Annotated in this window: 27 protein-coding genes and 1 tRNA gene; 21 read left to right on the top strand and 7 right to left on the bottom strand. The window is 67.0% G+C overall.

Features of this window, described 5'->3' with window-relative positions; genetic code table 11:
- The first annotated feature begins 14 nt into the window (after window positions 1-14).
- The 9 genes from EAH84_RS11250 to EAH84_RS11210 all read left to right on the top strand — a co-directional run bounded on the left by EAH84_RS11250 (window position 15) and on the right by EAH84_RS11210 (window position 5,882).
- Complete coding sequence (locus EAH84_RS11250; protein WP_140871989.1) at window positions 15-239, top strand: F0F1 ATP synthase subunit C; 225 nt, start codon at window positions 15-17, stop codon at window positions 237-239.
- 24 nt (window positions 240-263) lie between these two features.
- Window positions 264-746, top strand: coding sequence for an ATPase (locus EAH84_RS11245; RefSeq protein WP_140871987.1), 483 nt, complete (start codon window positions 264-266; stop codon window positions 744-746).
- A gap of 10 nt (window positions 747-756) precedes the next feature.
- On the top strand, window positions 757-1,350 hold the full coding sequence (locus tag EAH84_RS11240; RefSeq protein ID WP_140871985.1) for a hypothetical protein: 594 nt from the start codon (window positions 757-759) through the stop codon (window positions 1,348-1,350).
- A gap of 71 nt (window positions 1,351-1,421) precedes the next feature.
- Window positions 1,422-1,907: a hypothetical protein gene (locus EAH84_RS11235; RefSeq protein WP_140871983.1), complete on the top strand. Its 486-nt coding sequence runs from the start codon at window positions 1,422-1,424 to the stop codon at window positions 1,905-1,907.
- A 252-nt stretch (window positions 1,908-2,159) separates the two neighbouring features.
- Window positions 2,160-3,509 carry a TldD/PmbA family protein gene (locus EAH84_RS11230; protein ID WP_140871981.1) on the top strand — a complete coding sequence of 450 codons (1,350 nt, stop codon included), beginning with the start codon at window positions 2,160-2,162 and terminating at the stop codon, window positions 3,507-3,509.
- Entirely contained in the window at window positions 3,502-4,287 is a 786-nt protein-coding gene (locus EAH84_RS11225) for a 3'(2'),5'-bisphosphate nucleotidase CysQ (protein WP_140871979.1), read from the top strand. Before EAH84_RS11230 ends, EAH84_RS11225 begins: the two co-directional genes overlap by 8 nt.
- Before the next feature lie 88 nt (window positions 4,288-4,375).
- Window positions 4,376-5,104 carry a 4-hydroxy-tetrahydrodipicolinate reductase gene (gene dapB / locus EAH84_RS11220; RefSeq protein WP_140871977.1) on the top strand — a complete coding sequence of 243 codons (729 nt, stop codon included), beginning with the start codon at window positions 4,376-4,378 and terminating at the stop codon, window positions 5,102-5,104.
- Window positions 5,105-5,114: 10 nt separating this feature from the next.
- Window positions 5,115-5,762 carry an endonuclease III gene (nth, locus tag EAH84_RS11215; protein ID WP_140871975.1) on the top strand — a complete coding sequence of 216 codons (648 nt, stop codon included), beginning with the start codon at window positions 5,115-5,117 and terminating at the stop codon, window positions 5,760-5,762.
- A 43-nt stretch (window positions 5,763-5,805) separates the two neighbouring features.
- Window positions 5,806-5,882: transfer RNA gene (locus EAH84_RS11210), tRNA-Arg, on the top strand.
- A gap of 57 nt (window positions 5,883-5,939) precedes the next feature.
- On the opposite strand, the gene EAH84_RS11205 is transcribed toward EAH84_RS11210, so the two are convergent.
- Entirely contained in the window at window positions 5,940-6,218 is a 279-nt protein-coding gene (locus tag EAH84_RS11205) for a hypothetical protein (protein WP_140871973.1), read from the bottom strand.
- A gap of 251 nt (window positions 6,219-6,469) precedes the next feature.
- Here EAH84_RS11205 and EAH84_RS11200 point away from each other — a divergent pair, with 251 nt between their 5' ends.
- The 4 genes from EAH84_RS11200 to EAH84_RS11185 all read left to right on the top strand — a co-directional run bounded on the left by EAH84_RS11200 (window position 6,470) and on the right by EAH84_RS11185 (window position 9,786).
- On the top strand, window positions 6,470-7,150 hold the full coding sequence (locus EAH84_RS11200; RefSeq protein WP_140871971.1) for a pyrimidine 5'-nucleotidase: 681 nt from the start codon (window positions 6,470-6,472) through the stop codon (window positions 7,148-7,150).
- On the top strand, window positions 7,147-7,974 hold the full coding sequence (gene dapD, locus EAH84_RS11195; protein ID WP_140871969.1) for a 2,3,4,5-tetrahydropyridine-2,6-dicarboxylate N-succinyltransferase: 828 nt from the start codon (window positions 7,147-7,149) through the stop codon (window positions 7,972-7,974). Before EAH84_RS11200 ends, dapD begins: the two co-directional genes overlap by 4 nt.
- Window positions 7,975-8,035: 61 nt before the next feature.
- Window positions 8,036-9,025 (top strand): class II fructose-bisphosphatase, encoded by a 990-nt coding sequence (gene glpX, locus EAH84_RS11190; protein ID WP_140871967.1) that lies wholly within the window; start codon window positions 8,036-8,038, stop codon window positions 9,023-9,025.
- Complete coding sequence (locus tag EAH84_RS11185) at window positions 9,022-9,786, top strand: CPBP family intramembrane glutamic endopeptidase (protein ID WP_140871965.1); 765 nt, start codon at window positions 9,022-9,024, stop codon at window positions 9,784-9,786. Before glpX ends, EAH84_RS11185 begins: the two co-directional genes overlap by 4 nt.
- Here the strand turns inward: EAH84_RS11185 and EAH84_RS11180 are convergent.
- From EAH84_RS11180 to EAH84_RS11160, 5 genes are all read right to left on the bottom strand, one after another.
- On the bottom strand, window positions 9,758-10,519 hold the full coding sequence (locus EAH84_RS11180) for an ABC transporter permease (RefSeq protein ID WP_140871963.1): 762 nt from the start codon (window positions 10,517-10,519) through the stop codon (window positions 9,758-9,760). The two genes, EAH84_RS11185 and EAH84_RS11180, sit on opposite strands and share 29 nt — an antisense overlap.
- A 79-nt stretch (window positions 10,520-10,598) precedes the next feature.
- On the bottom strand, window positions 10,599-11,534 hold the full coding sequence (locus EAH84_RS11175; RefSeq protein WP_140871961.1) for an ABC transporter ATP-binding protein: 936 nt from the start codon (window positions 11,532-11,534) through the stop codon (window positions 10,599-10,601).
- A 65-nt stretch (window positions 11,535-11,599) separates the two neighbouring features.
- Window positions 11,600-12,313: a DsbA family protein gene (locus EAH84_RS11170; RefSeq protein ID WP_140871959.1), complete on the bottom strand. Its 714-nt coding sequence runs from the start codon at window positions 12,311-12,313 to the stop codon at window positions 11,600-11,602.
- Entirely contained in the window at window positions 12,310-13,665 is a 1,356-nt protein-coding gene (locus tag EAH84_RS11165; protein WP_140871957.1) for a M48 family metalloprotease, read from the bottom strand. The genes EAH84_RS11170 and EAH84_RS11165 overlap by 4 nt, the downstream gene beginning before the upstream one ends.
- A gap of 116 nt (window positions 13,666-13,781) precedes the next feature.
- Window positions 13,782-16,469, bottom strand: coding sequence for an Rne/Rng family ribonuclease (locus EAH84_RS11160; protein ID WP_140872021.1), 2,688 nt, complete (start codon window positions 16,467-16,469; stop codon window positions 13,782-13,784).
- A gap of 514 nt (window positions 16,470-16,983) precedes the next feature.
- On the opposite strand from EAH84_RS11160, the gene EAH84_RS11155 reads away from it, so the two are divergent.
- The 6 genes from EAH84_RS11155 to EAH84_RS11130 all read left to right on the top strand — a co-directional run bounded on the left by EAH84_RS11155 (window position 16,984) and on the right by EAH84_RS11130 (window position 24,051).
- Window positions 16,984-18,237, top strand: a complete 1,254-nt coding sequence (locus EAH84_RS11155) for an N-acetylmuramoyl-L-alanine amidase family protein (RefSeq protein WP_140871955.1) — start codon at window positions 16,984-16,986, stop codon at window positions 18,235-18,237.
- Between the two features lie 84 nt (window positions 18,238-18,321).
- Complete coding sequence (locus EAH84_RS11150; RefSeq protein WP_161978380.1) at window positions 18,322-18,702, top strand: VOC family protein; 381 nt, start codon at window positions 18,322-18,324, stop codon at window positions 18,700-18,702.
- On the top strand, window positions 18,702-19,397 hold the full coding sequence (locus EAH84_RS11145) for a helix-turn-helix transcriptional regulator (RefSeq protein ID WP_140871951.1): 696 nt from the start codon (window positions 18,702-18,704) through the stop codon (window positions 19,395-19,397). The genes EAH84_RS11150 and EAH84_RS11145 overlap by 1 nt, the downstream gene beginning before the upstream one ends.
- A 222-nt stretch (window positions 19,398-19,619) precedes the next feature.
- Window positions 19,620-22,154, top strand: a complete 2,535-nt coding sequence (locus EAH84_RS11140; protein WP_140871949.1) for a penicillin-binding protein 1A — start codon at window positions 19,620-19,622, stop codon at window positions 22,152-22,154.
- A gap of 50 nt (window positions 22,155-22,204) precedes the next feature.
- A complete protein-coding gene (gene prfB, locus EAH84_RS11135; RefSeq protein ID WP_140871947.1) occupies window positions 22,205-23,332 on the top strand; it encodes a peptide chain release factor 2 in 1,128 nt (375 codons plus the stop codon).
- Window positions 23,329-24,051, top strand: coding sequence for a class I SAM-dependent methyltransferase (locus EAH84_RS11130; protein ID WP_140871945.1), 723 nt, complete (start codon window positions 23,329-23,331; stop codon window positions 24,049-24,051). Before prfB ends, EAH84_RS11130 begins: the two co-directional genes overlap by 4 nt.
- Before the next feature lie 149 nt (window positions 24,052-24,200).
- Here EAH84_RS11130 and EAH84_RS11125 read toward each other — a convergent pair whose 3' ends face one another.
- Window positions 24,201-24,584 carry a JAB domain-containing protein gene (locus tag EAH84_RS11125; RefSeq protein WP_140871943.1) on the bottom strand — a complete coding sequence of 128 codons (384 nt, stop codon included), beginning with the start codon at window positions 24,582-24,584 and terminating at the stop codon, window positions 24,201-24,203.
- Window positions 24,585-24,678: 94 nt separating this feature from the next.
- On the opposite strand from EAH84_RS11125, the gene EAH84_RS11120 reads away from it, so the two are divergent.
- Together EAH84_RS11120 and EAH84_RS11115 are read left to right on the top strand one after the other, a co-directional pair.
- Window positions 24,679-25,473 (top strand): thymidylate synthase, encoded by a 795-nt coding sequence (locus EAH84_RS11120; RefSeq protein ID WP_140872019.1) that lies wholly within the window; start codon window positions 24,679-24,681, stop codon window positions 25,471-25,473.
- Window positions 25,474-25,548: 75 nt separating this feature from the next.
- Window positions 25,549-26,088 (top strand): hemerythrin domain-containing protein, encoded by a 540-nt coding sequence (locus tag EAH84_RS11115; RefSeq protein WP_140871941.1) that lies wholly within the window; start codon window positions 25,549-25,551, stop codon window positions 26,086-26,088.
- Window positions 26,089-26,111: the final 23 nt, after the last annotated feature.

Genomic DNA, 26,111 nt, shown 5'->3' with positions numbered 1-26,111 from the left:
AAGGGAAATAGACCATGGATCCTCAGGCATATCGCGTCATCGGCGCCGGGCTCGCCGCGATCGGTGCGGGCCTCGCCGCGATCGGCGTCGGCAACATCTTCGGCATGTACCTCAACGGTGCGCTGCGTAACCCCGAGGCCGACGCCAAGATGGGCGGCCGCCTGATCTTCGGCTTCGCGGTGACCGAGGCGCTCGGGCTGATCGCGGCGGTCGTCGCGCTCGCGCTCGCCTTCTCGTAAGACCGGGATAGCAGGCGCCAGCCGATGCCTCAGTTCGAGATCGCCAACTTCGTACCGCAGCTGTTTTGGCTCGCGATCTTTTTCGCGATCCTGTACTTCGCGGTCGTTCGTCCGACCCTGCCCAAGCTCGGGCGGGTGATCGACGCGCGCGAAACCCAGGTGACCGGCGATCTCGACACTGCCGCCAATGCCAAGGCGCAGGCGGACCGGATGGCGTCCGACTATGACGAAGGCGTCGCCGCAGCGCAGGGCGATGCGCGCGCCCGCGTCGTCGCGGCGCAGGCGTCGGCGGCGAAGCAGCTCGAAGCCAAGCTCGCCGAATCGAATGCGGTGATTGCGGTACGCACTGCGGCTGCGGAGGCCGACATCGCCGCTGCACGCCAGCATGCGATGGCCGAGATCGAGGGTGTCGCTGCGGACGCCGCGGGCGATATCGTCGAGAAGCTGACGGGCACGCGTCCCGATCCGTCGCAGACCGCCACCGCCGCGCGCACGGCGCTGGGCTGAGGAATAGGGCATGGCCATCAGCAGCTTCATCCTGACAGCGGGGCCGATCGCGTCGGGCAACGACAATGCGGTCGCGTTGACCCAGGCCGACGGTACCCATGGCGAAGGCCCGACGCTGCTCGGGCTTGGCGCGGAAGGGTGGGTCTATGTGGGCCTCACCATCTTCCTGCTGCTCGCGATCTTCGTGGCGAAGGCACCCAAGCGCGTCGCCGAGATCCTCGACCAGCGGATCGCGGATACCCATCGCCAGCTCGACGAAGCGAAGCAGATCCGTGCCGAGGCCGAAGCACTCCTCGTCGAGGCCAAGCGTCGCCAGGCGGCGAGCGCGGGCGACGCCGAGGCGATCGTCGCACATGCCGAGGCGGAGGCCAGTGCCTTGCTCGCCAAGGCCGAAACCGATGCGGCCACGCTGATCGAACGTCGCGGCAAGATGGCCGAGGATAAGATCGCCGCCGCCGAGCGCGCCGCGCTGGTCGCGGTGCGCGCCAGGACCGCCGAGGCCGCGACCACCGCCGCCGCATCGATCATTGCCGAGCGCCACGGCGCGGACGCCGACAAGCGGCTGATCGATCGCACCATCGCCGGGCTCGGCCGCGTCAACTGACCGGTGGCGCTCTGGTGAGTGCCGACGAATAGCGGTAAGGCTCGCCGCGTTCATCAGCGCGAGTACCGCCCATGTCCGTGTTCCTGATTCTCGCAATCGTCACGAGCGCGCCGCAACAGCCCACCGATAGCCAGCGATCCGCGAAGGACGCCGCGGCGGCATTCACGCTCGATTCGGTCGCCCCGCCGCCGGGCGATGCCACGACGACAGCCGACGATACGGCTGCCGCGCCGCCCGCGGCCGACGAGCCCGCAGCCCCGCCATCGCCGTCTCCTAAACCAGCGAAATTCGTGGCAAGCCCGACGTCGCCATCATGGCTCGATATTCCCATCGCCTCGCTGATCGCGAATCCGACAATCAAAGCAGTGCTCGATCGCGACCTGCCGGGGCTCACCGCCGACGAAAACCTGGCGAAGTTCGAGGGCAAGAGCTTGCGCGAATTCCAGCCGCTGACCGGTGGGCAGCTGACCGATGCGTTGCTTGAAAAGGTCCAGGCGGACATTTCGGTTGCACCACCGCCGCCACCCCCGGCCAAAAATCACCGCAACGAACGGTAAGACGGGCGTCTTCGGCGCGGATTCCGATCGCCGCCCGCCTACGATCGTGACCGCAAGAATATGATGCGGTTGAATCGGTCAGTTTAGAACCGTTCGCCCTGCGCCTGACGGGTTCCCATGAAAGTAGTACTTTCATGGGACCGGGTCGAAGGTCGGTGAGTCTCACCGTGTTTCGACAAGCTCAGCACGAACGGCTTCAGGTAAAGTCAGCGCGCTCTAGCATCCCCGGCGCGCGCGCCCTAAATCGCGGCGATGCTTAATCCTGATCAGGCGCGTGATCGCGCCGCCGATATCGTTGCCCGTGCCACCCGCAGCGGTGCTGATGCCGCCGATGCGGTCTTCGCCGCCGACGCCTCGCTCGATGTGTCGGTCCGGCTCGGCGCGCTCGAGGATATCGGGCGGTCGGAAAGCGCCGAGCTGGGGCTGCGCGTGTTCGTCGGTAACCGCACTGCTAGCGTATCGACCTCCGATCTGTCGAACGACGCGCTCGACGCATTGGTCGACCGCGCGGTCGCGATGGCGCGGGAAGCTCCGGAGGATCGCTGGGCGGGGCTGGCCCCCCGCGAACGCCTGATGCACGGCGCGCCGCCGCTGCTCGATCTGGACGATGGTGGCGTCATCGCCCCCGCCGAATTGCGCGACGCCGCGCTCGCCGCGGAAGAGGCCGCACGCGGCGTCGCCGGGGTCACCAACAGCGAAGGCGGCGGCGCGAGTGCGAGCCGCATGGTCTGGGGCCTCGCGACCAGCCACGGCTTCGCGGGTGCCTATGCCGCGACCGGGTACGGGCTGTCGGCGAGTGTGATCGCGGGCACCGGCGATACCGGGATGGAGCGCGATTATGCGCATCACAGCGCGCGGCGCCGCGATCATCTCGAGGATCCCGCCGCGATCGGCCGCCGTGCGGGCGAACGCGCGGTCGCGCGGCTCCATCCAGGACGCGCGACGAGCGGCACGATGCCGGTCGTGTTCGATCCGCGCGTCGGTGCCTCGCTGCTCGGCCATCTGACCGGGGCGATCGGCGGCCAGTCGATCACCCGCAAGACCAGCTTCCTGCTCGATTCGCTCGGTACGCGCGTGTTCGGGGAGGGGGTCGTCATCCGTGACGATCCGCACCGCCCGCACGGGCTACGGTCGCGCCCGTTTGACGGCGAGGGGCTGCCGGTGTCGCCGACCGAGATCGTCGAAAATGGCATGCTTGAGACGTGGCTGCTCGACAGCGCCTCGGCGCGGCAGCTCGGGCTCGAGCCGACCGGCCACGCCGCGCGCGGGATCGGTGGCGGGCCGGGGGTGTCGACCAGCAACCTGTATCTTGCTGCGGGGCCAAGCCCGGTCGCAACGCTGATCGGCGACATCGACGACGGCGTGTTCGTCACGGAGGTGATCGGGCAGGGCGTCAACCTGGTGACCGGTGATTATAGCCGCGGTGCCGCGGGGTTCCGGATCGAACAGGGCAGACTGACCACGCCGATCGCCGAATTCACGATCGCGGGGAATTTGAAGGACATGTTCCTGAACCTCACCCCCGCCAGCGACCTGGAATTCCGCTATGGCACCAACGTGCCGACGTGCCGGGTCGACGGGATGACGGTGGCGAGTGGCTGACGCCGCGGCGCTGACCGAGGCGGTCGCGGGGATCGCGGCAGAGGCCGCGGCGATGGCGATGGCGCGCTGGCGCACCGATTTCAGGCGATGGGAGAAGGAACCGGGTAGCCCGGTGTGCGAGGTCGATCTCGACGTCGACCGGATGCTCCGCGCGCGGCTCGCGGGGCTGTTGCCCGACGCGGGGTGGCTGTCGGAGGAGACCGCGGACAATCCCGAACGGCTCGCGGACGACCGCGTCTGGGTGGTCGACCCGATCGACGGCACGCGCGACTATATCCGCGGGCGCGAAGGCTGGGCGGTATCGATCGCGCTGATCGAACACGGCCGTCCGATCGTGGCGGTGCTCGATGCCCCGGCGCGACGCGAACGCTGGCGCGCCACGATGGGCAAGGGCGCGTGGCGCAACGGCGTCACGCTGACGGCGGGCAACCGCACCGAACTCGCTGGTTCGCGCGTCCCGACCGACGCGCTGCCCAAGGCGGATCGCGATCTTGCCATCGTCGCCAAGCCCAACTCCATCGCGCTGCGGATTGCGATGGTCGCCGCCGACGAGGCCGATCTGGTCGCAACGCTGCGCTGGGGCAGCGAATGGGACACCGCCGCCGCGGTCCTGATCGCGAGCGAGGCGGGCGCGGTGGTATCGGATGCGCTCGGCGGCGCGCTGGCGTTCAACAAGCCCGATCCGCAGGCGTTCGGGGTGCTGGTATCGACCCCCGGCATCCACGCCGCCGCGGTCGCGCGGCTGGCCGATCGCGCGCGGGTGCTGAGCGCGGCTTAGCTTCACCCAACTACGCGATCCCAACCGGCTAGTCTCCACGCCCCGATTCGTGCGAAGATGCGGCGATGAACGAGAGGATTCCAAGGGCATGACCGCGATCGGCATCTATGGCAGCGCCGGCCGCATGGGCCGCGCGATCGTCGACGCGATCGAGGCGATCGGCGGTACGCTGGCGGGCGGGGTCGATGCGGGCGACGATCCGCTACCCTTGGCGCGTCAGGCGGATGTGCTCGTCGATTTCTCCGCCCAGAGCGCACTCGAATCGCACCTGCATGCCGCCCGCGCGGCGCGGACCCCGATCGTGATCGGCACCACCGGCCTGACCACCGCGCACCAAGCGGCGATCGATGACGCCGCCAGCGACATCGCGATCCTGCAGACCGGCAACACCTCGCTCGGGGTCACGCTGCTGTCGCTGCTGGTGCGCGACGCCGCGGCGCGGCTGGGGCCAGACTGGGACATCGAAATCGTCGAGATGCACCATCGCGACAAGGTCGACGCGCCATCGGGCACCGCGATCCTGCTCGGCGAGATGGCGGCGGCGGGGCGCTCGACCACGCTGGGTGAAGTGCGCGTCGATGGCCGCGCGGGGCTGACCGGCGTGCGCAGTGAAGGCACGATCGGCGTCTCCTCGCTCCGCGGCGGATCGGTGGTCGGCGATCACAGCGTCGTCTTCGCGACCGACGGCGAACGGATCGAATTGATCCACCGCGCCGACGACCGCAGCATCTTCGCGCGCGGCGCTGTGAAAGCCGCGCACTGGCTGGTCGATCAATCCCCCGGCCGGTACCGGATGGAAGACGTCCTCGGGCTATGACGCGCGCGCGATGAAAAGGGCGGATGTCGTCGACTTCTACGCGCGGCTCGCCGCCGACAATCCGCATCCCGAAACCGAGCTGGAATCGGGCAACGACTATCAATTGCTCGTCGCGGTCGTGCTGTCGGCGCAGGCGACCGACGTCGGGGTCAACAAGGCAACGCGTGCGTTGTTCGACGCGGTGACGACCCCCGCGGCGATGGTCGCGCTCGGCGAGGAGGAACTGCGCCGCCACATCCGCACGATTGGGCTGTTCAATACCAAGGCCAGGAACGTGATCGCGCTGTCCACCGCGCTGATCGCGGATCATGGCGGCGAGGTACCACGGACCCGCGCTGCGCTCGAGGCGCTACCCGGGGTCGGGCGCAAGACCGCGAACGTCGTCATGAATACCGCGTTCGGCGCCGAAACCTTCGCGGTCGACACCCATATCTTCCGCGTCGGCAACCGCACCGGGCTGGCGCGCGGCAAGACCCCGCTCGCGGTCGAGAAGGCGCTCGACCGGGCAACGCCCCAGCCGTTCCGGCGCCACGCGCATCACTGGCTGATCCTGCACGGCCGCTACGTCTGCAAGGCGCGGCGCCCCGAATGCTGGCGGTGCATCGTCGCCGACCTGTGCGCGTTCAAGCCCAAGACGCCCGCGCCCGCGGCGCGATAACCGCTGGCGCGCCGGGTGCCGCTTTGCTAAGCGCCTCGCCCAGGCACCCGTAGCTCAGCTGGATAGAGCGCTGCCCTCCGAAGGCAGAGGCCACAGGTTCGACTCCTGTCGGGTGCACCAATCCCGTTCAGCTGTGGGTACCCATGCTCCGGGCGTCTGTGATGCTGCAACGGCTCGTTAGAGCATCGCGTTTTGGCCAGAAATCCGGACATAGCGGTCGCCAACTTCCACGCGGTGGATCACTAGTTGGAGGTATTCGCGGCGAACCCTGGGCGCGTTCCCTTGCATCTTGCTGATCGGGAGCGGGTAAAATTTCGCGACGATGGCCGGGGGCACGCGACGATCGCCAGTATCAAGCTGCCGATCGAGTACCGCTCGGTCGACGATATGGTGGGCGGGTTGGGCGACGGTGGCGCTCTCCTCGTCGATCGTGCCGATGACAGTGACGCGATGCACGCCAAGCCGGCCCCGCGGGGGTGTCTGAGCCCGCGTCAAACCTACGCCGAAACGCAAGAATATCTCGGCGTTCGGCAGCGTCCTCGATTTTCATCGCAACGTCGACGAACGCTACAAAACAACCAATCACTTCCTAGCCGCCGCCATCCGTCACAGTAAAGGCAACGAAAACAGCCTTCTGGCCTTTGGCAAACTCGCCTCAATCCGTATCTGGTTGCGAGATAACGAGTCGGTGACCTAGAGCCTCCGCCATGTTTGCGCGCCTTGGCCATATCCGCAATTGGATCTTCGATCTCGACAACACGCTGTATCCGGCGGGAACCGACCTGTTTGCGCGGATCGAGGCCAGGATGACTGCCTATGTCGGGCGGACGCTGGGGATAGAAAGGGACGAGGCGTTTCGCGTTCAGAAGGGCTATTTCCATCGCTACGGCACCACGTTGACCGGGCTGATGGCGGATCACGGCGTCGATCCGCACGATTTCCTCGCCGAGGTTCACGACATCGAGATGGACGTGCTCGACCATGACGCACCGCTGGTCGCCGCGATCGCGCGGCTGCCGGGGCGCAAGCTGGTCTTCACCAACGGCGACACCCCCTATGCGCTGAAAGTGCTCGACCGACTCGGGCTGGGCGACAGTTTCGAGGGTATCCACGACATTCACGCGATGGGGCTGGTGCCGAAGCCCGATCCGTCGGCCTATGCTGGGCTCTGTGCGGCGTTCGACCTCGATCCGGCGGTCAGCCTGTTCGCCGAGGATATGGCGCGCAACCTGGCGCCCGCCAAGGCGATCGGGATGACGACCTTGTGGGTCGACAATGGTTCCGAACAGGGGGGATCCGAACAGGGGCCGGGTGCCGACCGCGATTTCATCGATTTCACCGTCCACGATCTGACGTCGTGGCTGCACGATATATTGGAGGCTTCATGACCGACCACCTCAGCCGCACGATCGATGCCGCGTGGGAGGATCGCGCGGCGATCGGGCTCGACACGCAGGGCGCGGTGCGCGACGCGGTCGATGCGGCGCTGGCGCTGCTCGATACGGGGGCCGCACGCGTGGCGGAGCCAGACGGCGCTGGCGGCTGGCGAGTGAATCAGTGGCTTAAGAAGGCGGTGCTGCTGTCGTTCCGGCTCAACGACAATGCGCTCGTCGACGGCGGCGCCGCGGGCGCGCCCGCGTTCGACAAGGTGCCGTCGAAATTCGCCGGGTGGGGCGATGCGGAATTTCGCGGCGCCGGGTTTCGCGTCGTGCCGGGCGCGGTCGCGCGGCACGGATCGTTCATCGGCCGGAACGCGATCCTGATGCCGAGCTTCGTCAACATCGGCGCGCATGTCGGCGAGGGGACGATGGTCGACACCTGGGCGACCGTCGGCAGCTGCGCGCAGATCGGCAAGAACGTCCACATCTCGGGCGGCGCGGGGATCGGCGGGGTGCTCGAACCGCTCCAGGCGGGGCCGGTGGTGATCGAGGACGGCGCGTTCATCGGCGCGCGGTCCGAGGTCGCCGAGGGCGTGATCGTGCGCGAGGGCGCGGTGCTGTCGATGGGGGTGTATCTGGGCGCGTCGACCAAGATCATCGATCGCGCGACCGGCGAGACGGTCCGCGGCGAGGTGCCGCCCTATGCGGTGGTCGTGCCGGGCAGCATCGGTGGCGGCGACGGCAAGCCCGCGCTGTATTGCGCGGTGATCGTCAAGCGCGTCGATGCGCAGACGCGCTCCAAGACGAGCGTCAACGAACTGCTGCGCGACTGATCGTCTCGACAGCGTCACCCGCGCCACCTATCGCGGCGACAAAGCCATTCGGAGAGTATGTATGACGCCCGCCACCCCATCGACGACCCCGACTCCGAGCAAGGTGCTCGACCGTGTTCTCGTCCTCGAAATGGTGCGCGTCACCGAGGCGGCGGCGATCGCGGCGTCGGCGCTTGTCGGGCGCGGTGACGAGAAGGCCGCCGACGCCGCCGCGGTCGAGGCGATGCGCGCCGCGCTCAACACGCTCGATATGGATGGCACCGTCGTGATCGGCGAGGGCGAGCGCGACGAGGCCCCGATGCTGTTCATCGGCGAGAAGGTCGGCACCGGCAACGGCCCCGCGATCGACATCGCGCTCGACCCGCTCGAGGGCACGACGATCACCGCCAAGGCGGGGCCGAACAGCCTGGCGGTGCTGGCGATCGCGGAGAAGGGCTGCCTGCTCAACGCGCCCGACGTCTATATGGACAAAATCGCGGTCGGGCCGGGCTATCCCGCAGGCGTCATCGATCTCGACAAGTCGGTGACCGAGAACATCACCGCGGTCGCCGCGGCCAAGGGCGTGAAACCGGGTGAACTGATCGTGTGCGTGCTGGATCGCCCGCGGCACGAGGCGCTGATCGCCGAGCTGCGCGGGCTCGGGTGCGGAGTGATGCTGATCGGCGACGGCGATGTCGCGGGCGTTATCGCGACCTCCGATCCCGACACCACGGTCGACGTCTATATGGGGTCGGGCGGCGCGCCCGAGGGCGTGCTCGCGGCAGCCGCGCTGCGCTGTGTCGGCGGGCAGTTCAAGGGGCGGCTGCTGTTCCGCAACGACGACGAGCGCGCGCGCGCCGCCAAATGGGGGGTGACCGACCTCGACAAGCAATATGACCTCAGCGAACTCGCGAAGGGCGACTGCATCTTCGCCGCGACCGGGGTCACCGACGGCTCGCTGCTCGACGGGGTGAAGCGCAAGCGCGGCGGGATCATGACCACCGAAAGCGTGGTGATGCGCTCGTCGTCGGGCACGGTACGCTGGGTCAAGGGCGAGCACCGGTTGGGGTGATCCCCGGCGTCGTCCTGCCGTTGGTCCTGCTGGCCGGGGCACTGGCGAGCTATTGGGCCTTTCTGCGCGGCGATTTTCAGTCGTGGCCGGTCGTCGCGCGGTGGTTGTGTGCGGGCACGCGGGTACGGTTCTTCGCGCTGTGGTGCGTTCGGGCGCTGGTGTTGTTCGGGCTGGTGGGCGTCGCCGGGCTCGTGCTGGCTGGACACGCGGGGGCGATCTGGACGCTGCCGCCAGATCTCGCACCAGCCCGTGCGATCGTGTTTGCTTGGATTGGCGATGGGCGCGACTTTCCGGTCGGCTGGATGATACTCGCGCTGTTCGGCGGCGGCGCGATCGGGGGGCTGGTCGATCGGCTGCGGCGCGGACGCAAGCCGTGGATGTTCGGCGACATCACGCGGGTGATGCCGCGGCACCGTGGCGAACTGGTCTGGGGAGCGGCGATGGCGATCGTCGCGGGGACGGCCGAGGAGATATTCTTTCGGCTGCTCGTGCCATTGCTGGTGACGCTGGTGACGGGGGAGCCGCTGGTGGGGTTCGCGGTGGCGATCGCGTTGTTCGCGGGCGCGCATCGCTATCAGGGGTGGCAGGGCGTCACAGCGACCGCGTTCGTCGGCCTGCTGTTGTCGGTGCTCTATCTGATGACCGGCGCGCTGTGGGTGGCGATGCTGGTCCATGTCGTGATCGACCTCAACGGGCTGGTGCTTCGCCCGATCATGGCGGGGGCGGGCGGCGTCAGTTCTTCAGCCGCCACCCGGTTTTGAAGATCCACGCGATGATGACCAGGCACAGCGCGAGAAAGCCCGCGGTGACGCCGAGGCTGACGCCGATCGCGACGTCGCCCTTGCCGAAGAAGCTCCAGCGGAACCCGCTGACCAGATAGACGACCGGGTTAAACAAGCTGACCGTCCGCCACGGCTGGGGCAGCATGTCGATCGAATAGAACGCGCCGCCTAGGAAGGTGAGCGGCGTGATCAACAGCGCAGGCACGAAGTTCAATTGTTCGAAATTACCCGCCCAGACCCCGATGATGAAGCCGAACAGGCTGAACGCGATCGCGGTGAGGAGCAGGAACGCGATCATCGCGCCGGGATGTTCGATCCTGAGCGGCACGAAGAACGCGGCGGTGGCAAGGATGATGAGCCCCAGCAGCACCGATTTGGTCGTCGCCGCGCCGACATAGCCGAGCACCATCTCCATCGCGCTGATCGGTGCGGACAGCAGCTCGTAGATCGTGCCAGTGAATTTGGGAAAATAAATGCCGATCGCGGCGTTGCTGATGCTTTGGGTCAGGAGCGAGAGCATGATCAGGCCGGGCACGATGAAGCTGCCGTAGTCGACCCCGCCGACATTCTGCATCCGGCTGCCGATCGCGCCGCCGAAGACGATGAAATAGAGGCTCGTCGTCAGGACGGGAGTGACGAGGCTCTGCCACAAGGTGCGCAGCGCGCGCGCCATTTCGAAGCGATAGATCGCCCAGATTCCATGGGTGTTCATGACGCGGTGACCGATGCGAAGTTGACGACATTTACACGGAATTGGTGTTTTGCGAGGGGGTGTACCGAGAAGCGCTGCATCACGCCGCCACCTTGTCGGCGACGAGATCGACGAAGATGTCCTCGAGGCTCGATTTGCTGGTTTCGAGATCCTTGAACCCGATGCCGAGATCGGCGAGCTTGCGGAGCAGCGAGGGGATGCCGGTGCGCTCCGCGGTCGCGTCGAAGACGTAGCGCAGGCGGCGGCCGTCCTCCGCGAGCGACACGTCCCATTCGGACAGCGCCGCGGGGATATCGGCCATCGGTTCGGAAAGCGTGATGTCCATTTCGCGCTTGCCGAGTTTCTGCATCAGCGCGTCCTTGTCGTCGACGAGCAGCAGCTTGCCCTGGTTGATCACCCCGACGCGGTCGGCCATTTCCTCGGCTTCCTCGATATAATGCGTGGTCAGGATGATCGTCGTGCCGCCCGCGCGCAGCTTGTGGACGAGTTTCCACATGTCGCGACGCAATGCGACGTCGACCCCCGCGGTGGGTTCGTCGAGGAACAGGATTTCGGGCTCGTGCGCGAGCGCCTTGGCGATCAGGACGCGGCGCTTCATGCCGCCCGACAGTTCCATGATCTTGGCCTTGCGCTTGTCCCAGAGCGACAGGTCGCGCAGCACTTGTTCGATATAGTCGCTATGCCCCGATCGCCCGAACAGGCGGCGGCTGAAGGTGACGGTGGCGAGCACGGTTTCGAACATGTCGACGTGGAGTTCCTGCGGCACCAGCCCGATCCGGCGGCGCGCCTGGCGCATCTCGCGAATCGCGTCGTGGCCGTCGACGGTGATCGTGCCGCTCGACGGCGTGACGATCCCGCAGATGATGTTGATCAGCGTCGTCTTGCCCGCGCCGTTGGGGCCGAGCAGCGCAAAGATTTCGCCGCGGTTGATCGCGAGATCGGTCGGCTGAAGCGCGACCGTGCCGCTGTCATAGGTCTTCGACACGCCTGCGACGGTGAGGATCGGTTCGGTCATGATGCCCCCTGCAAGACGCGCAAGTGGGGTTGGACGGTCAGCAATGGAAGGGGTGGCGGACGGGCTTATCCTTCGCGCGCGGCGGCGATCGCGCGGTTGAGTTCGTCGATCGGCATCGCGCCCGACAGGACGCGGTCGCCGATCACCCAACTCGGGGTGCCGGTGAGGCCGAGCTTCCTTGCGGTGTCCATATTCTTAGCGAGTTCGGCGTCGATCGCGGTGCTGTCGACATCGCCGATGTCGACTCCGGTCATGGCAGCGGTGGCGGCGATCGTCGCGGTGCTGACCGGCCCGGCAGCGTAGAGCGCGTCGTGGAACGCACGATACTTGCCCTGCTGCGCGGCGGCGAGGCTGGCCTGCGCCGCGTCGCGGCTAGAGGGCGCGAGGATCGGAAAATCGCGATACACCAGGCGGACGTTCGGATCGTCCTTCAGCAACTGCGCGACGACGGGCAGCGAGGCGCGGCAATAGCCGCAATTATAATCGAAATATTCGACCACGGTGACGTCGCCCTTGGGATTCCCCGCCCAGGCGCTGCCGAACGGTTCGGTGATCGCCGTGCGGTTGGCCGCGACGATCGAGCCGTTCTCACGATCCTGCAGGCGGCGCATCGCCTCGGGGATGATCTCGGGATGCGCCAGGACATAATCGTGGACGACGCCCTCGATCTGGGTGCGGCTGGCGCCGTCGGGCGCGGCGACGCGATCATAGCCGACCATCGCGGCGGCGCCGATCGCCGCCCCGGCGAGCGCGATGGCGGGCAGGATCCAGCGGTTCATTTCTTGCGCTTATATTTCTTGGGGTTGTCGTCCATCTCGTTTTGCGCGGCCATCGCGATGTCCTGCGCGCGGATCCAGTCGCTGGTGTTGGCGGGGATGTTCGCCAGCGCATAGCGCGCGCTCTGCATCGCGGTACGCTGATCGCCGGTCATGCTGGCGCGTTCGGCGGTGGCGAGCGCGGCGCGGGGGGCGTCGCCGGTCAGTTCGTACGCGGTACCGAGCTGGTACCAGGCGAAGGGGTTGTCGTCGTCGCGCCCCACCGCGACGCGGAGCACCTTGATCGCCTCGGGATAGTTCGCCTTGTCCTCGGTCGCGATCAGCGCGTGGCCGAAGGTGGTCGCGATCAGCGGGTTGTTGCCCGATCCCTGGGTCGCCGCGCGCAACGGGGCGAGCGCTTCCTTCGGTTTGCCCGCCTCAAGCAGAATCTGCCCTTGGATCTCCTGGAAATAGGGGTCGTTTGGGTCCGCCTTGATCAGCGCGGCGGCTTCGGCATCCGCCTGCTGCGGGTATCCCGCCTTGTGATAGGCATAGGCGCGCGCATAGTGCGCCTGGATCGACGTGTCGGTTTCGGGGAAGTCGCGCAAGGTGCGGGCGGGGTCCATCGAATAGCCCTCCAGCTTCGCCTTCACGCGGCGGAGGCGTTCATCGAGCCGCGGGTCGCGGGGCTTGTTCCACGCCGACGATGCTTCGAGATCGGCGGACATGTGCGCGATCCGTTCGCCCGACAACGGGTGGGTCTGCATGAACGGATCGATATTCTCGACGCCGTAGCGATATTCCTGCTGCTGCAGCTTTTTGAAGAAGGTCAACATGCCCTTGCCGGTGATCCCCGCGCTGGTCAGGTAGCGGACCGCGGCGGCGTCGGCGCTCGATTCGACCGTGCGCGAGAAGGCGAGATACTTGCCGAGCCCCGCCTGCTGCCCCGCTGCCATGATCCCCGCGCCCGCTTCGGCGCTGCCTGCCGCCATCGCGGCGATGCCGAGCACGAGCGACAGGAGCGTGATCCCCATCGCGGGCTTCAGCCCAGCATCGCCGAGGACGACATGGCCGTCGGCGATGTGACCGAGTTCGTGCGCGATCACCCCCTGAACCTCATTGGCGTTGTCGGCGGCCTGGAGCAGCCCCGCGTTGATGTAGACCGTCTGGCCGTCGATCACGAAGGCGTTGATCGAATCGTCGTTGACGAGGACGATGTCGACCGAGCGCGGCGACAGCCCCGCCGCGGTGATCAGCGGCGCGGCCATGTCACGGAACAGCGATTCGGTTTCGGCATCGCGCAGGATCGACTGCGCGGCGGCGGGTTGCGCCGACAGCAGGATCGTGGCGGTCGCGATGACGAGGAAACGCTTCATCGGGTGGTTATCGAGCAGTTGCGGAGCGCGCGCAATGCCGGGAAGCGGGTGAACGCGGGGTGAAGCGCCCTCACCCTTCCCATCATCGGTGGGAAGGGTGAGGGCGATCCGGGTTCCTAGGCGCCGAAGGTGCGCTGCCACCAGCCGCCACGACGCGGCACGGTGTCGGCGGTGTCGCCATCGGCATCGCCGGACTCATCGGGGGCGAGCGTGCCGTCCTGGCCGACCTCCATCGCTTCGGTCCGGTCGGGCACCGCCGCGGGGGCGGTGGGCTGTGCCGCGATCGCGTCTACCGCATCGGCGGCTGGCTTGCGCGACCGACGGCGCGGCTTGGGTGCGGCGTCCGCCTCGGGCGCGACCGCCGCTTCGGGCGCGTCGGTCGTGGTCGCCGCGGCCTTCTTGCGGGTGCGCTTGGGCTTGGCCGGGGGTTCGGCGACGACTTCGGCGCTGGGGTCGCTGGCGGCATCGGGCGCCGCACCGGTGGGGGCCGTGTCGGTCCCCAAGTCCTTGGTCTTGGCGCGCGCGCTAGGGCGACGCCGGGTCTTGGGCTTGGGTTCGTCGTCCTGCGCGACGGCGATGTCGAGCCCGGTGGTCACCGGGGCAGAATCGCCCTCGGCCACCGGCGCGTCGACCGCGGCGGTTTCCCCGCTGGCATCCGCCGTGCGCTCGGCGCCATCGCGGCGTCCGCCGCGGCGACCGCGACGACCGCGACGACGACGACCATCGCCGTTCGCCTGATCCGCCGTTGCATCCTCGGTGCGATCGGCTTCGGTGCGATCGGTGCCAGTGCGTTCGCTGTCGGCCGATTCCTCGGCGGCATCGGTGTCGGCGTCGTCCGCAGGGGCGTCGCCATTGTGCTGCGTCTCGCCCTCTTCGCGAGGATTGCGACCGCGGCCACGCCGACGGCGGCGGCGCTTGCCGCGGCCGCCTTCGCCATCCGCTTCGGCGCGATCGTCGCGCTGGCGTTCGCGACGCGGCGCGTCGGCCTCGGGTGCGTCTTCCTCCTCGACCTCATCCTCGATATCCTCGGGGATGTCGTCGTCCTCGTCTTCCTCGACGAGCGCCTCGAACTTGGGCGCATGCGCAGGCGGTGGCCCCGACGCATCGACCGACATCCGCGCGCCCTCTTCCTCGCGGTCGGCGAGGATGTCGACGTGGACGCCGTAGCGATCCTCGATCTCGGCGATGTCGGCGCGCTTCTTGTTTAGGACGTAGAAGGCGGCTTCCTGGCTGGCGCGGAGCGTCAGGACCGAGCCGCGACCCCGGGCGGCCTCATCCTCGATCAGGCGCAGCGCGCTGAGCCCCGCCGACGAGGCGGTGCGGACGAGCCCGGTGCCTTCGCAATGGGGGCAGGCGCGGGTCGAGGCTTCGAGCACGCCGGTGCGCAACCGCTGGCGGCTCATTTCCATGAGGCCGAACGACGAGATGCGCCCGACCTGGATGCGCGCGCGATCGTCCTTGAGCGCTTCCTTCATAGCCTTTTCGACTTTTCGCACGTTGGACCCGTTGTCCATGTCGATGAAGTCGATGACGACCAGGCCCGCCATGTCGCGCAGCCGGAGCTGGCGCGCGATTTCCTTGGCGGCTTCCAGATTGGTCTGGGTCGCGGTCTGTTCGATCGAATGTTCGCGGGTCGAGCGACCCGAGTTGATGTCGATCGAGACGAGCGCCTCGGTCGGGTTGATGACCAGATAGCCGCCCGATTTGAGCTGGACCACGGGGTGGTACATCGCGGCGAGCTGTTCCTCGACATGCGCGCGCTGATAGAGCGGGATCGCGTCGGCATATTGCTTCACGCGGCGGGCGTGGCTCGGCATCAGGAGCTTCATGAAGTCCTTGGCCTGGCGATAGCCCTCGTCGCCCTCGACGATGACCTCCTCGATATCCTTGTTGTAGATGTCGCGGATCGCGCGCTTGATCAGGTCGCTGTCGCCATAGACGACCGCGGGCGCGGCGGATTTCAGCGTCGTTTCGCGGATCCCGTCCCACAGCCGGGCGAGATAATCGAAATCGCGCTTGATCTCGACCTTGGTGCGTTGGAGCCCCGCGGTCCGCACGATGCAGCCCATCGACGGGGGCAGCTTCATGTCCGCCATGATCGATTTCAGCCGCTTGCGATCACCCGCATTGCTGATCTTGCGCGAGATCCCGCCGCCGTGCGAGGTGTTGGGCATCAGCACGCAATAGCGGCCCGCGAGCGACAGGTATGTCGTCAGCGCGGCACCCTTGTTGCCGCGTTCTTCCTTGACGACCTGGACCAATAGCACCTGGCGACGGTGGATCACGTCCTGGATCTTGTAGCGGCGGCGCAGGTTCAGGCGGCGCTGGCGGAGCGCTTCGACCTGGTCGTCCTTGGCACCGCGTGACCGTGCGGGCGCGGCCTCGCCATCTTCGTCGTCAAGATCGGCGTGATCCTCGTCGGGGCCGGACGAGGTGCCCTCGTCCTCGCCGCGCTCGACCACCTCGACACCGTCATCGGCATCGTCGTCATCGTCGAAATCGGCGCGTAGCGCGGCTTCCTCGGCGGCGTGTTCGGCCTCTTCGGCGAGCAGCGCGTCGCGATCTTCCTTGGGGATCTGATAGTAATCGGGGTGGATCTCGCTGAACGCGAGGAAGCCGTGGCGATTGCCGCCGTAATCGATGAACGCCGCCTGGAGCGACGGTTCGACCCGCGTGACCTTGGCTAGATAGATATTCCCTTTGAGCTGTTTGCGCTCGGCACTTTCGAAATCAAATTCCTCGATTCGATTTCCCTGGACGACGGCGACACGGGTTTCTTCCCGGTGGCGTGCGTCGATCAGCATACGCGTGGTCATGTGTTGGTCTCCACGCGCGTCCCACCCGGAGGGCCTGCGCCGGTCCGGGGGTCGCGCGACGATATGAGGCGCGGGGAAAGCCCGCGCGGTCTGGTGGCAAAGATGCGTCTGCTCGCGATGCATCGCGGACATCATGTCCGCCCCGATCGACCGCCCACCCGTCGGCCTGGGCCGATGGTTGGAGGGCGGTGAAGGAATGCATCATGCGAGCGTCAACCTGGTTCGAACCCGAACCCAGAAAGGGCCGGGGACCGGGGCGTCGCTGCGTATAAATCCGGGCGACGCACTGGTGCGTGGATGGGGGTAGCATCGCGCAACCCGTATCGCAACCGGCACGATCCTGCCGCACTACCGGCAAAACTATGCCGAACGGCAAATTAACCGGAACCCGCAACCACGCCTTGTCATCCGACGGCTACCCCTCTCCCCGGCGATCACGCTGATCGACCGGGGAAAAATACCGACAGACGTCGACGATCGAGCGTCGACCAAAGGGGGTGTGATGGCTTTTCACTGGACCTTCGCAGGGGTCGCGCGGCAAGGATGGCGGGTGTTTACGCTGATCGCCTTGATGCTGGGCTGGCTGGCGGGCGGACCCGCGTTGGCGGCGACCACGATCGAGAGCGTGGCGGCGGCGGGCGACCGGATCGTCATCCGCTTCGACGCGCCGGTCGACGATGCCACCGGTTATATGGTCAACGCGACCCGCCAGATCGTGGTCGATGTCGCGGGCGTCGTGCCGGGCGCGGCGGGGCGGATCGGGGGCGCGATCAGCGGCATCCGCCAGGTGCAGAGCGCGGCGGGAACCAAGCTGCTGTTCGACCTCGCCGACCCCGCGGTGATTCGCGACGGCCAGTTCGATTCGGACGGTCGTCGGCTGACGCTGTCGATCGCGCGCACCAATCCCGCGCAGTTCGCGGCGGCGAGCATGGCGGGCGTGATGGCGTTCTTCCCCGTCGACTTCGGCGACTGGGCGTCCAAGCCCGCGCCCAAGTACAAGATTGTCCAGGACGTCCCCCCCGCCACCAGGGGCGTGCCGCTGCCGCGGGTGAGCGGCGACGACGACCGCCCGCTGGTGGTGATCGATGCGGGGCATGGCGGGTTCGATCCGGGCGCGATCAATCCCCTGACCGGGCTGCGCGAAAAGGACGTGACGCTCAGGATCGCCAGGACGATCCGCGACGAACTGCTCGCCAGCGGGCGGGTGCGGGTGGCGCTGACCCGCGACACCGACAAATATCTGGTGCTGCGCGAACGCTACAACATCGCGCGGCGACTGCACGCGGACCTGTTCATCTCGATCCATTGCGACAGCGTCGCATCGGACGATGCGACCGGCGCGTCGGTCTATACGCTGTCCGAGGTCTCGTCCGACAAGGAAGCCGCGCGGCTCGCGGCGCGCGAGAACAAGGCCGATGTCATCAACGGGGTGAACCTCGACAACGCCAACGCCGACGTGTCGTCAATCCTGATCGACCTGACCCAGCGCGAGACGATGAACGCGAGCGCGGGGTTCGCGCGGTTGCTCGGGCGCGAAGCCAAGCCGCTGATCCCGACCAAGGCCGTGTTCCACCGGATGGCATCGCTGATGGTACTGAAAGCCCCCGACACGCCGTCGATCCTGTTCGAGACGGGGTATATCTCGAACCCCAGCGACGCCGCGTTCCTCGATTCAAGCGAAGGCCGCGACCGGATCGCGCAAAGCGTGACGCGCGCGGTCGAGGTGCATTTCGCACGGCGATTCGCGGCGCGGTGACGCTGTCGCGGGATGGTTGCTGACAACACGCTGTCAGCAGGGGTATGGCAGAGGACGCTTGTTCACAGCGAAAGGAACAAGCCCATGACAACCGCCCAACACCGACAGATCGTCTTCACCGAAATCCCGGTCGTCGACCCCGGTCGAGCGCGCCAATTCTACGAATTGCTGTTGGAGGGGCCGCTGATCGAGGATAATGGTGGACCCAACCCGATTTGGGTATTTCCCCACGCGGAAGGCGTTTCCGCCGCCGCAGGTCATCTCTATCCGGGCAAGCCAGCGAAAGACGGAGAAGGCATGACCGCCCATTTCGCCGTGACCGAAGAGCTGACCGCGGTGATGGACCGCGTGAAATCCGCTGGCGGCGACGTCGTCTCCGACGTGCTCGACATTTACCCAGGCTCGTTCTTTTACGCCAAGGACACCGAGGGCGACTCGCTCGGCATCTTCAAATATAACCGCTGATGCGCCGTGCCGACCGCCTCTTTCAGATCGTGCAATATCTCAGGGGCGGTCGGCTTGTCACCGCGCGGGCGCTGGCCGAACGGCTGGAGGTGTCCGACCGGACGATCTATCGCGACATCGCCGACCTGCAATCCACCGGCGTCCCCATCGATGGGGAGGCCGGGGTCGGCTACATCATGCGCAGCGGCTATGACCTGCCACCATTGATGTTTACCCGCGAGGAGATTGTTGCGCTGGTCACGGGCATCCGCATGGTGAAATCCTGGGGCGGGATGGACATGGCGCGCGCCGCCGCCGAAGCATTAGTGAAGATCGAGCTTGTCTTGCCCGAAGCCGAGCGCGCCCGGGTCGCAAATGCAAACGTCTTTGCGCCGCCAATGGAATTGACCGACGAGGTGCGCGCACTGATCGACGTGGTTGAAACCGCGATCGAGTCGCGCGCCATCCTGCGGTTCGGCTATGCGGATCGACAGGGCGCGACGACGGAACGCCGTGTTCATCCGCTTGGCCTGTGGTTTTGGGGCAAGGTTTGGACTTTGGTGGCGTGGTGCGAAATGCGCCACGATTTCCGGATGTTTCGCCTCGATCGCACGACCGGGATGGCGATCACGGGTGAGCAGTTTCGTCCCGCCGCGGCTCGTTCGCTCGCCGAATGCCTGCGCCAATATGAGGAACGATACGGACCGCAGGATTGAGCGAAATCGTGCGTCCCGGCGAGCTCCGCGGCACTGAGCGAACCGACACGCTCGGTTTGACTTGCGGAGTAGCACGACGAATGCGGCGCATTTCACGCGGCGTTTTCGCGGCGCAGATGTGACGACAGCGGCGTCGCCGACGGCTCCACGCATTCCACCCCCAGCGCTTCGCCGCGAGAGTGACTGGCAAGCCGCGGCGAACCTGCTAAACGGCGCAGGTCCATGGCGTCCGATCCTCCCTCCACCACCACCCGCTTCAGGCTGACCCGCGATGGTGACGGGCTGCGGCGCGGCGCGGCGCGCGCGTGGGGGCGGTGGTGGGTCAAGGCGCTGGTCGCGCTCGCGGGGCTCGCGCTTATCGCTTATATCGTGCTGTGGTTCGCGATCATTCGCGGGCTACCCTCGGTCGATACGCTCAAGACCTATGAACCGCCGTTGCCGACCAATGTGCGCGGCAGCGATGGCGTACCGATCCAATCCTATGCGCGCGAACGCCGGGTCGAACTGAGCTACGCCGAATATCCCAAATTGCTCGTCGGCGCGTTCCTGTCGGCGGAGGACAAGACGTTCTTCGAACACCATGGGGTCGATTATCCCGGGCTCGCGGGCGCGGTGATCGACTATGCGCGCAAGTTCGGCACCGGGGTGCGCGCCAAGGGCGGATCGACGATCACGCAACAGGTCGCCAAGAACCTGCTGATCGGCAACGCCTATTCGCCGACCCGCAAGATCAAGGAGGCGATCCTCGCCTATCGGATCGAGGACGCGCTGACCAAGCCGCAGATCCTGGAACTGTACCTCAACCAGATCGCGCTGGGGCGCAACGCGTTCGGGGTCGAGGCGGCCAGCCATGCCTATTTCGACAAGGAGCTGACCGAGCTGACGCTGCCGCAGCTCGCCTATCTCGCGATCCTGCCCAAAGGGCCGTCGAACTACGATCCGGTACGCAACACCGACCGTGCGATGACGCGGCGCAACTATGTGCTCGGCGAAATGCTCAAGAACGAGTTCATCACCCAGGCGCAGCATGACGAGGCGGTCGTCGCGCCACTCGGCGCGGTGCTGCGGCGGACGCCGAAATACGAGGCGGTCGGCGGCTATTTCGTCGAGGAAGTGCGCCGCGAACTGATCGACCGGTTCGGCGAGACCGCGAGTGACGGGCCGTTCAGCGTCTATGAGGGCGGGCTGTGGGTGCGCAGCTCGCTCGACACCCGGCTGCAAGGGCTGGCGACCGAGGCGCTGCGCGACGGGCTGGTCCGGTTCGACGCGGGGCGCGGGTGGAACGGCGCGATGCGGCATGTCGATCTAGAGGCGAACGATGCGGGCGAGGTGAAGTGGCAACAGGCGTTGCTCAACACCAATGTCGCGCTCGATTACAAGGATTGGCGCGCGGCGATCGCGATCGCGTCGGACAGTGGCGACTGGTCGATTGGCTTCGCCGACGGATCGACCGGCACGTTGCCGCGGTCGGGCGCGGCGATGCCGGTGCGCGGCAAGGGTGGCAACGCGTACAGCGCGATCAAGCCCGGCGACATCATCGCGGTCGCGCCGAACGGGGCGAACTTCGCGTTGCGCGCGATGCCGAAGATTTCGGGTGGGTTCCTGGTCGAAGAACCCGCGACGGGCCGCATCCTGGCGATGCAGGGCGGGTTCGATGCGCGGGTCCAGTCGTTCAACCGCGCCACCCAGGCGATGCGCCAGCCGGGATCGACGATCAAGCCGATCGTCTATTCCGCCGCGCTGGAAAACGGGATGACCCCCGCAACGATCATCCAGGACGCGCCCTATTGCGTGTATCAGGGCGCGCGGCTGGGGCAGAAATGCTTTTCGAACTTCGCCCATGAAGGCGGATCGGGCGCGCACACGATGCGCTGGGGCATCGAACAGTCGCGCAACCTGATGACGGTGCGCGCCGCGGCGCAGACGGGGATGCCCCAGGTCGTCGGGATGATGAAGCGGATGGGGGTCGGCACCTATCCGCCCTATCTGTCGTTTGCGCTGGGCGCGGGCGAGACGACGGTCGAGCGGATGGTCAACGCCTATGCGACGCTGATCAACCACGGCCGCGCGCATGAGCCGACCGTCATCGATTTCGTCCAGGACCGCCACGGGAAGGTGATCTGGCCCGAGAATTGGCACGCCTGCGACGGCTGCAACGCGCCCGACTGGAACGGGAAGCCGATGCCGCGCCCGGGCGGTCGCGCGCGCCAGGTGCTCGACCCGCTGACCGCGTTTCAGATGGTCCACATCACCGAAGGCGTCGTCCAGCGCGGCACCGCGGTCGTGCTGCGCGACCTCGACCGGCCGATGATGGGCAAGACGGGGACGACGACCGGGCCGACCGACGTCTGGTTCATCGGCGGCACCCCGCAGTTCATCGGCGGGCTCTATCTCGGCTACGACACGCCGGTGAGCCTGGGCGGCTACGCGCAGGGCGGGCGGATCAGCGCGCCGATCTTCAAGGCATTCGCGCTGAAAGCCTATGAGGGCATGCCGAAGGAACTGTTCCGCGCGCCTGCCGGAATCCGGATGGTGCGGATCGATCGCTCGTCCGGTCGCCCGGTTTTTGGCGCGTGGCCGACCGACGACCCCAAGGCCTCGGTGATCTGGGAAGCGTTCAAGCCTGAAAGCGAACCACGCCGCACCGCGCGCACCAGCGCGCCGGCCGCGACCGCCAAGCCGACGACCGCCGCGCCGACCCAGGCCGCGCGCCCGCGCGACAGCGATTTCTTGCAAAGGGAAGGCGGAATCTACTAGCCGCCCTATATCGGCGGACGACCCCGCCCACAGAATACCGGAGAATCCCGATGCGCGCCGAAGCGCAGGCCCATGTCGACACCATCAACGAGGCGCTGGCGCTGCTCCGCCGCTTCCTCGACTGGGACCGTGCGCTCCGTCGGCTCGACGAGCTCAATGCGCGCGTCGAGGACCAGGATCTGTGGAACGACCCCAAGGCCGCACAGGTGGTGATGCGCGAGCGTCGCCGCCTCGACGAGGCGATCAGCGCGACGCGCGCGATCCAGAGCGAGGTCAGCGATACCGTCGAATTGATCGAGATGGCCGAGGCCGAGGGCGATACCGCGATGGAGGCCGACGGCGTCGAGGCGCTGGCCGCGCTCGCCAAGCGTGCCGACCGCGACAAGATCCAGGCATTGTTGGCGGGCGAGGCCGACGGCAACGACACCTATATCGAGGTGAACGCGGGCGCGGGGGGGACCGAGAGCCAGGATTGGGCGGGGATGCTCAGCCGGATGTACACCCGCTGGGCCGAACGCCGCGGCATGAAGGTCGAGCTGATCGACCAGCATTCGGGCGAACAGGCGGGGATCAAGTCCGCGACGCTGCTGCTCAAGGGCGAGAACGCCTACGGTTATGCCAAGACCGAAAGCGGGGTCCATCGGCTCGTGCGGATCAGCCCGTACGACAGCGCGGCGCGGCGGCACACGAGCTTTGCAAGCGTGTGGGTGTACCCGGTCGTCGACGATAATATCGAGGTCGAATATAGCGAGAGCGACCTGCGCATCGACACCTATCGCGCATCCGGCGCGGGCGGGCAGCACATCAACACCACCGATTCGGCGGTGCGGATCACGCATATCCCGACCGGAATCGTCGTCCAGTGCCAGAACCAGCGATCGCAGCACAAGAACAAGGCCGAAGCGTACAACCAGCTGCGCGCGCGGCTGTACGAACGCGAACTCCAGATCCGCGAGGCGGCGGCGAATGCGGAGAATGCGGGCAAGACCGACATCGGCTGGGGCCACCAGATCCGCAGCTATGTGCTCCAGCCGTACCAGATGGTGAAGGACCTGCGCACCGGGGTGGTCTCGACCGCGCCGTCGGATGTGCTCGACGGCGACCTCGACGATTTCATGGCGGCGGCGCTGTCGCAACGCGTGACGGGCGAGGCGGTCGAGGTGGAGGACGTCGATTGAGGCGCGCGGCGATCCACGGTGCCGCACTCTTGACGTTGCTGCTCGCGGCATGCGACGGATCGAAGCCGCTGATCCCGCACGCGGCCAAGCAACCTGGGCCGTTCCCCGCCGCGGATCGCCCGGTCGCGCGAATCGTGTCGCCGCGCTGGTCGAACGAGGAAGCGCGCGACCGGCTGAACGAGGCGGGCGAAGTGATGGACAAGGCGGGGATCGCGCCGGGGATGACCGTCGCCGACATCGGCGCGGGCGAGGGCTATTATACGGTCCGGCTGGCGCAACGGGTCGGCAAGACCGGGCGCGTCCTTGCCGAGGATATCGTCGCGAGCGTCCGTGATACGCTGGCCGACCGGGTCGCGCGCCAGCGGCTCGATAATGTCAGCGTCCGGCTGGGTGAACCCGCCGATGCCAAGCTGCCCCCGGCGAGTTTCGACCGGGTAATCATGGTCCACATGTATCACGAGATCGAGCAGCCGTATGAATTCCTGTGGCGGCTGCGTCCGTCGCTGAAGCCAGACGGGCTGGTCGTCGTCGTCGATGCGAACCGCCCGACGCAGAGTCACGGCACCCCGCCCGCATTGCTCAAATGCGAATTCGCCGCAGTGGGATACAGCCAGGTGTCGACCAGCGAGATGCCCTCCGCGGGTGGGTACCTCGCGACCTTCCGCGCGGTCGGGCCACGGCCCGAACCACAGGTGATCAAGCCCTGCCGATTGGGGTGAGCCTTCACGGCGCGCTCGAGTCCCCCCGGGGCTTACACACAGCCGTTCGTGCTGAACTTGTCGAAGCACGGAGAGTCCCACCGCCCTTCGACAAGCTCAGGGCGAACGGTTCGGGGTCTGGTCGACTGATCGCATCAAAACTTGCGCGTTCAGAGCAGCCCTCGCTGCTTGAACGACATCGTTGCCGTGCGGGTGACGATCAGGTGATCCGCCAGCGGCATTTCCAACAGCAGCAGCGTATCGGCGAGGCGGCGGGTGAAGATCAGGTCGGCGTCGCTCGGCTCTGGGTCGCCGCTTGGGTGGTTGTGCGCCATCACGACATAATGCGCGCCCGCCACGAACCCCGCCACGACGAGCTGACGGACAGGTAATGTGACTGCGTCGAGCCCGCCGACGAAGCGCTGCCGTCCACAAAGCCTCCATTTCGGATCAAGATAGAGCGCCTCCGCGATCTCGACCGGTTCGTCCGCGAGCCACGCGACGAGCGCGGGCGCGGCGGCGAGATCGGTGATCAAGGGGGCAGCGGGCGGCATCGGCCATCGTGCCGCCGCGATCCGCGCGACGCATCGTCAATCGCGTCCGCTTCGGCGGCTTGGCACGTCGCGAGCCGCGCGCTACGCCATTGCGATGCGCCAATATCTCGACCTGATGGACCGCGTGCTGACCACCGGCACCAAACAGGTGGACCGCACCGGCACCGGCACGCTGTCGGTGTTCGGTGAGCAGATGCGGTTCGATCTCGCACAGGGCTTCCCCGTCCTCACCACCAAGCAGCTCCACCTGCGCTCGATCATCGTTGAACTGCTGTGGTTCCTGCGCGGCGACACCAACGTCGCGTGGCTGCGCGACCGCAAGGTGAGCATCTGGGACGAATGGGCGGATGAGGCGGGCGATCTTGGCCCGGTGTACGGCAAGCAATGGCGTGATTGGGAAACCGCGGATGGGCGGCACATCGACCAGATCGCCGAGCTGATCGACCAGATCAAGACACAGCCCGCCAGCCGTCGCCAGATCGTGAGCGCGTGGAACCCGGGCGATTTGCACGCGATGGCGTTGGCGCCGTGCCACTGCCTGTTCCAGACGCATGTCGCCGACGGCAAGCTGTCGCTCCAGCTCTACCAGCGCTCGGCGGACATCTTCCTCGGCGTGCCGTTCAACATCGCGAGCTATGCGCTGCTGACGCATCTCTTGGCGCAGCAATGCGGCCTCGCGGTCGGCGACTTGGTGTGGACCGGGGGCGATTGCCATTTGTATGCGAATCATCTCGACCAGGCGCGCCTGCAGTTGACGCGCGATCCGGGGCCGTTGCCGCGGCTCGAGATCCTGCGCCAAGCGCCGTCGATCGACGCCTATGAATATGAGGATTTCGCGCTCCACGGGTACGAGGCGCAGCCGCACATCAAGGCGCCGGTCGCGGTCTGACGCGCGAGCGAATCGCAAGTGGAACCGCGGCGCGGCCCCGCGCGATTACGTCCAAGAACTCGCGAAAGGGCCATCATGGACATCACCCACCTCATCATGGACGAACACCAGCAACAGCGCCGGCTGTTCGCGCAGATCGACGACATCGATCCGGGCGACACCGAAGCGCTGTCGGCGCTGTGGACGCGGCTCAAGAACCTGCTCGACGCGCATGCCGAGGCGGAGGAGCAGTTCTTCTACCCACGGCTGATGGAGATCGGGAAGGGTGGCAACGACGCGCCATCGGCCGAGGAAGAGACCGAGGACGCGATCGACGACCATAATGACATCCGCGACACCGGCGAGGCGGTCGACAAGTGCGCGGTCGGATCGAAGCAGTGGTTCGCCGCGGTCGGCAAGTGCAACAAGGCCAACAGCGACCACATGGCCGAGGAGGAACGCCAGGGCCTGACCGATTTTCGCAAGCAGGCAACGCTCCAGGAACGGCACGACCTGGGCGTCAAGTTCGCCGCGTTCGAGGCGCAGCATCTCGACGGGGTGAAGGTCGTCGACAAGGATGTCGATGCGTATCTCGCGAACCCGCGCGGCTATATGAAGGAACATGCGTCGAGCTGACGCCCCTCGCGTTTCGGCGCGGG

Origin of the sequence: Sphingomonas oligophenolica (genome assembly GCF_006438955.1) — a bacterium.
GTDB classification, from domain to species: Bacteria; Pseudomonadota; Alphaproteobacteria; order Sphingomonadales; family Sphingomonadaceae; genus Sphingomonas; species Sphingomonas oligophenolica_A.
Note: the sequence above shows the minus strand (reverse complement) of the source record. Positions and strands in the feature narration are given on the sequence as shown.

Coding starts and splice junctions, on each gene's coding strand:
- EAH84_RS11250 (WP_140871989.1), top strand. CDS start 15: ATGGATCCTCAGGCATATCGCGTCATCGGCGCCGGGCTCGCCGCGATC.
- EAH84_RS11245 (WP_140871987.1), top strand. CDS start 264: ATGCCTCAGTTCGAGATCGCCAACTTCGTACCGCAGCTGTTTTGGCTC.
- EAH84_RS11240 (WP_140871985.1), top strand. CDS start 757: ATGGCCATCAGCAGCTTCATCCTGACAGCGGGGCCGATCGCGTCGGGC.
- EAH84_RS11235 (WP_140871983.1), top strand. CDS start 1,422: ATGTCCGTGTTCCTGATTCTCGCAATCGTCACGAGCGCGCCGCAACAG.
- EAH84_RS11230 (WP_140871981.1), top strand. CDS start 2,160: ATGCTTAATCCTGATCAGGCGCGTGATCGCGCCGCCGATATCGTTGCC.
- dapB (WP_140871977.1), top strand. CDS start 4,376: ATGACCGCGATCGGCATCTATGGCAGCGCCGGCCGCATGGGCCGCGCG.
- nth (WP_140871975.1), top strand. CDS start 5,115: ATGAAAAGGGCGGATGTCGTCGACTTCTACGCGCGGCTCGCCGCCGAC.
- EAH84_RS11200 (WP_140871971.1), top strand. CDS start 6,470: ATGTTTGCGCGCCTTGGCCATATCCGCAATTGGATCTTCGATCTCGAC.
- dapD (WP_140871969.1), top strand. CDS start 7,147: ATGACCGACCACCTCAGCCGCACGATCGATGCCGCGTGGGAGGATCGC.
- glpX (WP_140871967.1), top strand. CDS start 8,036: ATGACGCCCGCCACCCCATCGACGACCCCGACTCCGAGCAAGGTGCTC.
- EAH84_RS11180 (WP_140871963.1), bottom strand. CDS start 10,519: ATGAACACCCATGGAATCTGGGCGATCTATCGCTTCGAAATGGCGCGC.
- EAH84_RS11175 (WP_140871961.1), bottom strand. CDS start 11,534: ATGACCGAACCGATCCTCACCGTCGCAGGCGTGTCGAAGACCTATGAC.
- EAH84_RS11170 (WP_140871959.1), bottom strand. CDS start 12,313: ATGAACCGCTGGATCCTGCCCGCCATCGCGCTCGCCGGGGCGGCGATC.
- EAH84_RS11165 (WP_140871957.1), bottom strand. CDS start 13,665: ATGAAGCGTTTCCTCGTCATCGCGACCGCCACGATCCTGCTGTCGGCG.
- EAH84_RS11160 (WP_140872021.1), bottom strand. CDS start 16,469: ATGCTGATCGACGCACGCCACCGGGAAGAAACCCGTGTCGCCGTCGTC.
- EAH84_RS11155 (WP_140871955.1), top strand. CDS start 16,984: ATGGCTTTTCACTGGACCTTCGCAGGGGTCGCGCGGCAAGGATGGCGG.
- EAH84_RS11150 (WP_161978380.1), top strand. CDS start 18,322: ATGACAACCGCCCAACACCGACAGATCGTCTTCACCGAAATCCCGGTC.
- EAH84_RS11145 (WP_140871951.1), top strand. CDS start 18,702: ATGCGCCGTGCCGACCGCCTCTTTCAGATCGTGCAATATCTCAGGGGC.
- EAH84_RS11140 (WP_140871949.1), top strand. CDS start 19,620: ATGGCGTCCGATCCTCCCTCCACCACCACCCGCTTCAGGCTGACCCGC.
- prfB (WP_140871947.1), top strand. CDS start 22,205: ATGCGCGCCGAAGCGCAGGCCCATGTCGACACCATCAACGAGGCGCTG.
- EAH84_RS11125 (WP_140871943.1), bottom strand. CDS start 24,584: ATGCCGCCCGCTGCCCCCTTGATCACCGATCTCGCCGCCGCGCCCGCG.
- EAH84_RS11120 (WP_140872019.1), top strand. CDS start 24,679: ATGCGCCAATATCTCGACCTGATGGACCGCGTGCTGACCACCGGCACC.
- EAH84_RS11115 (WP_140871941.1), top strand. CDS start 25,549: ATGGACATCACCCACCTCATCATGGACGAACACCAGCAACAGCGCCGG.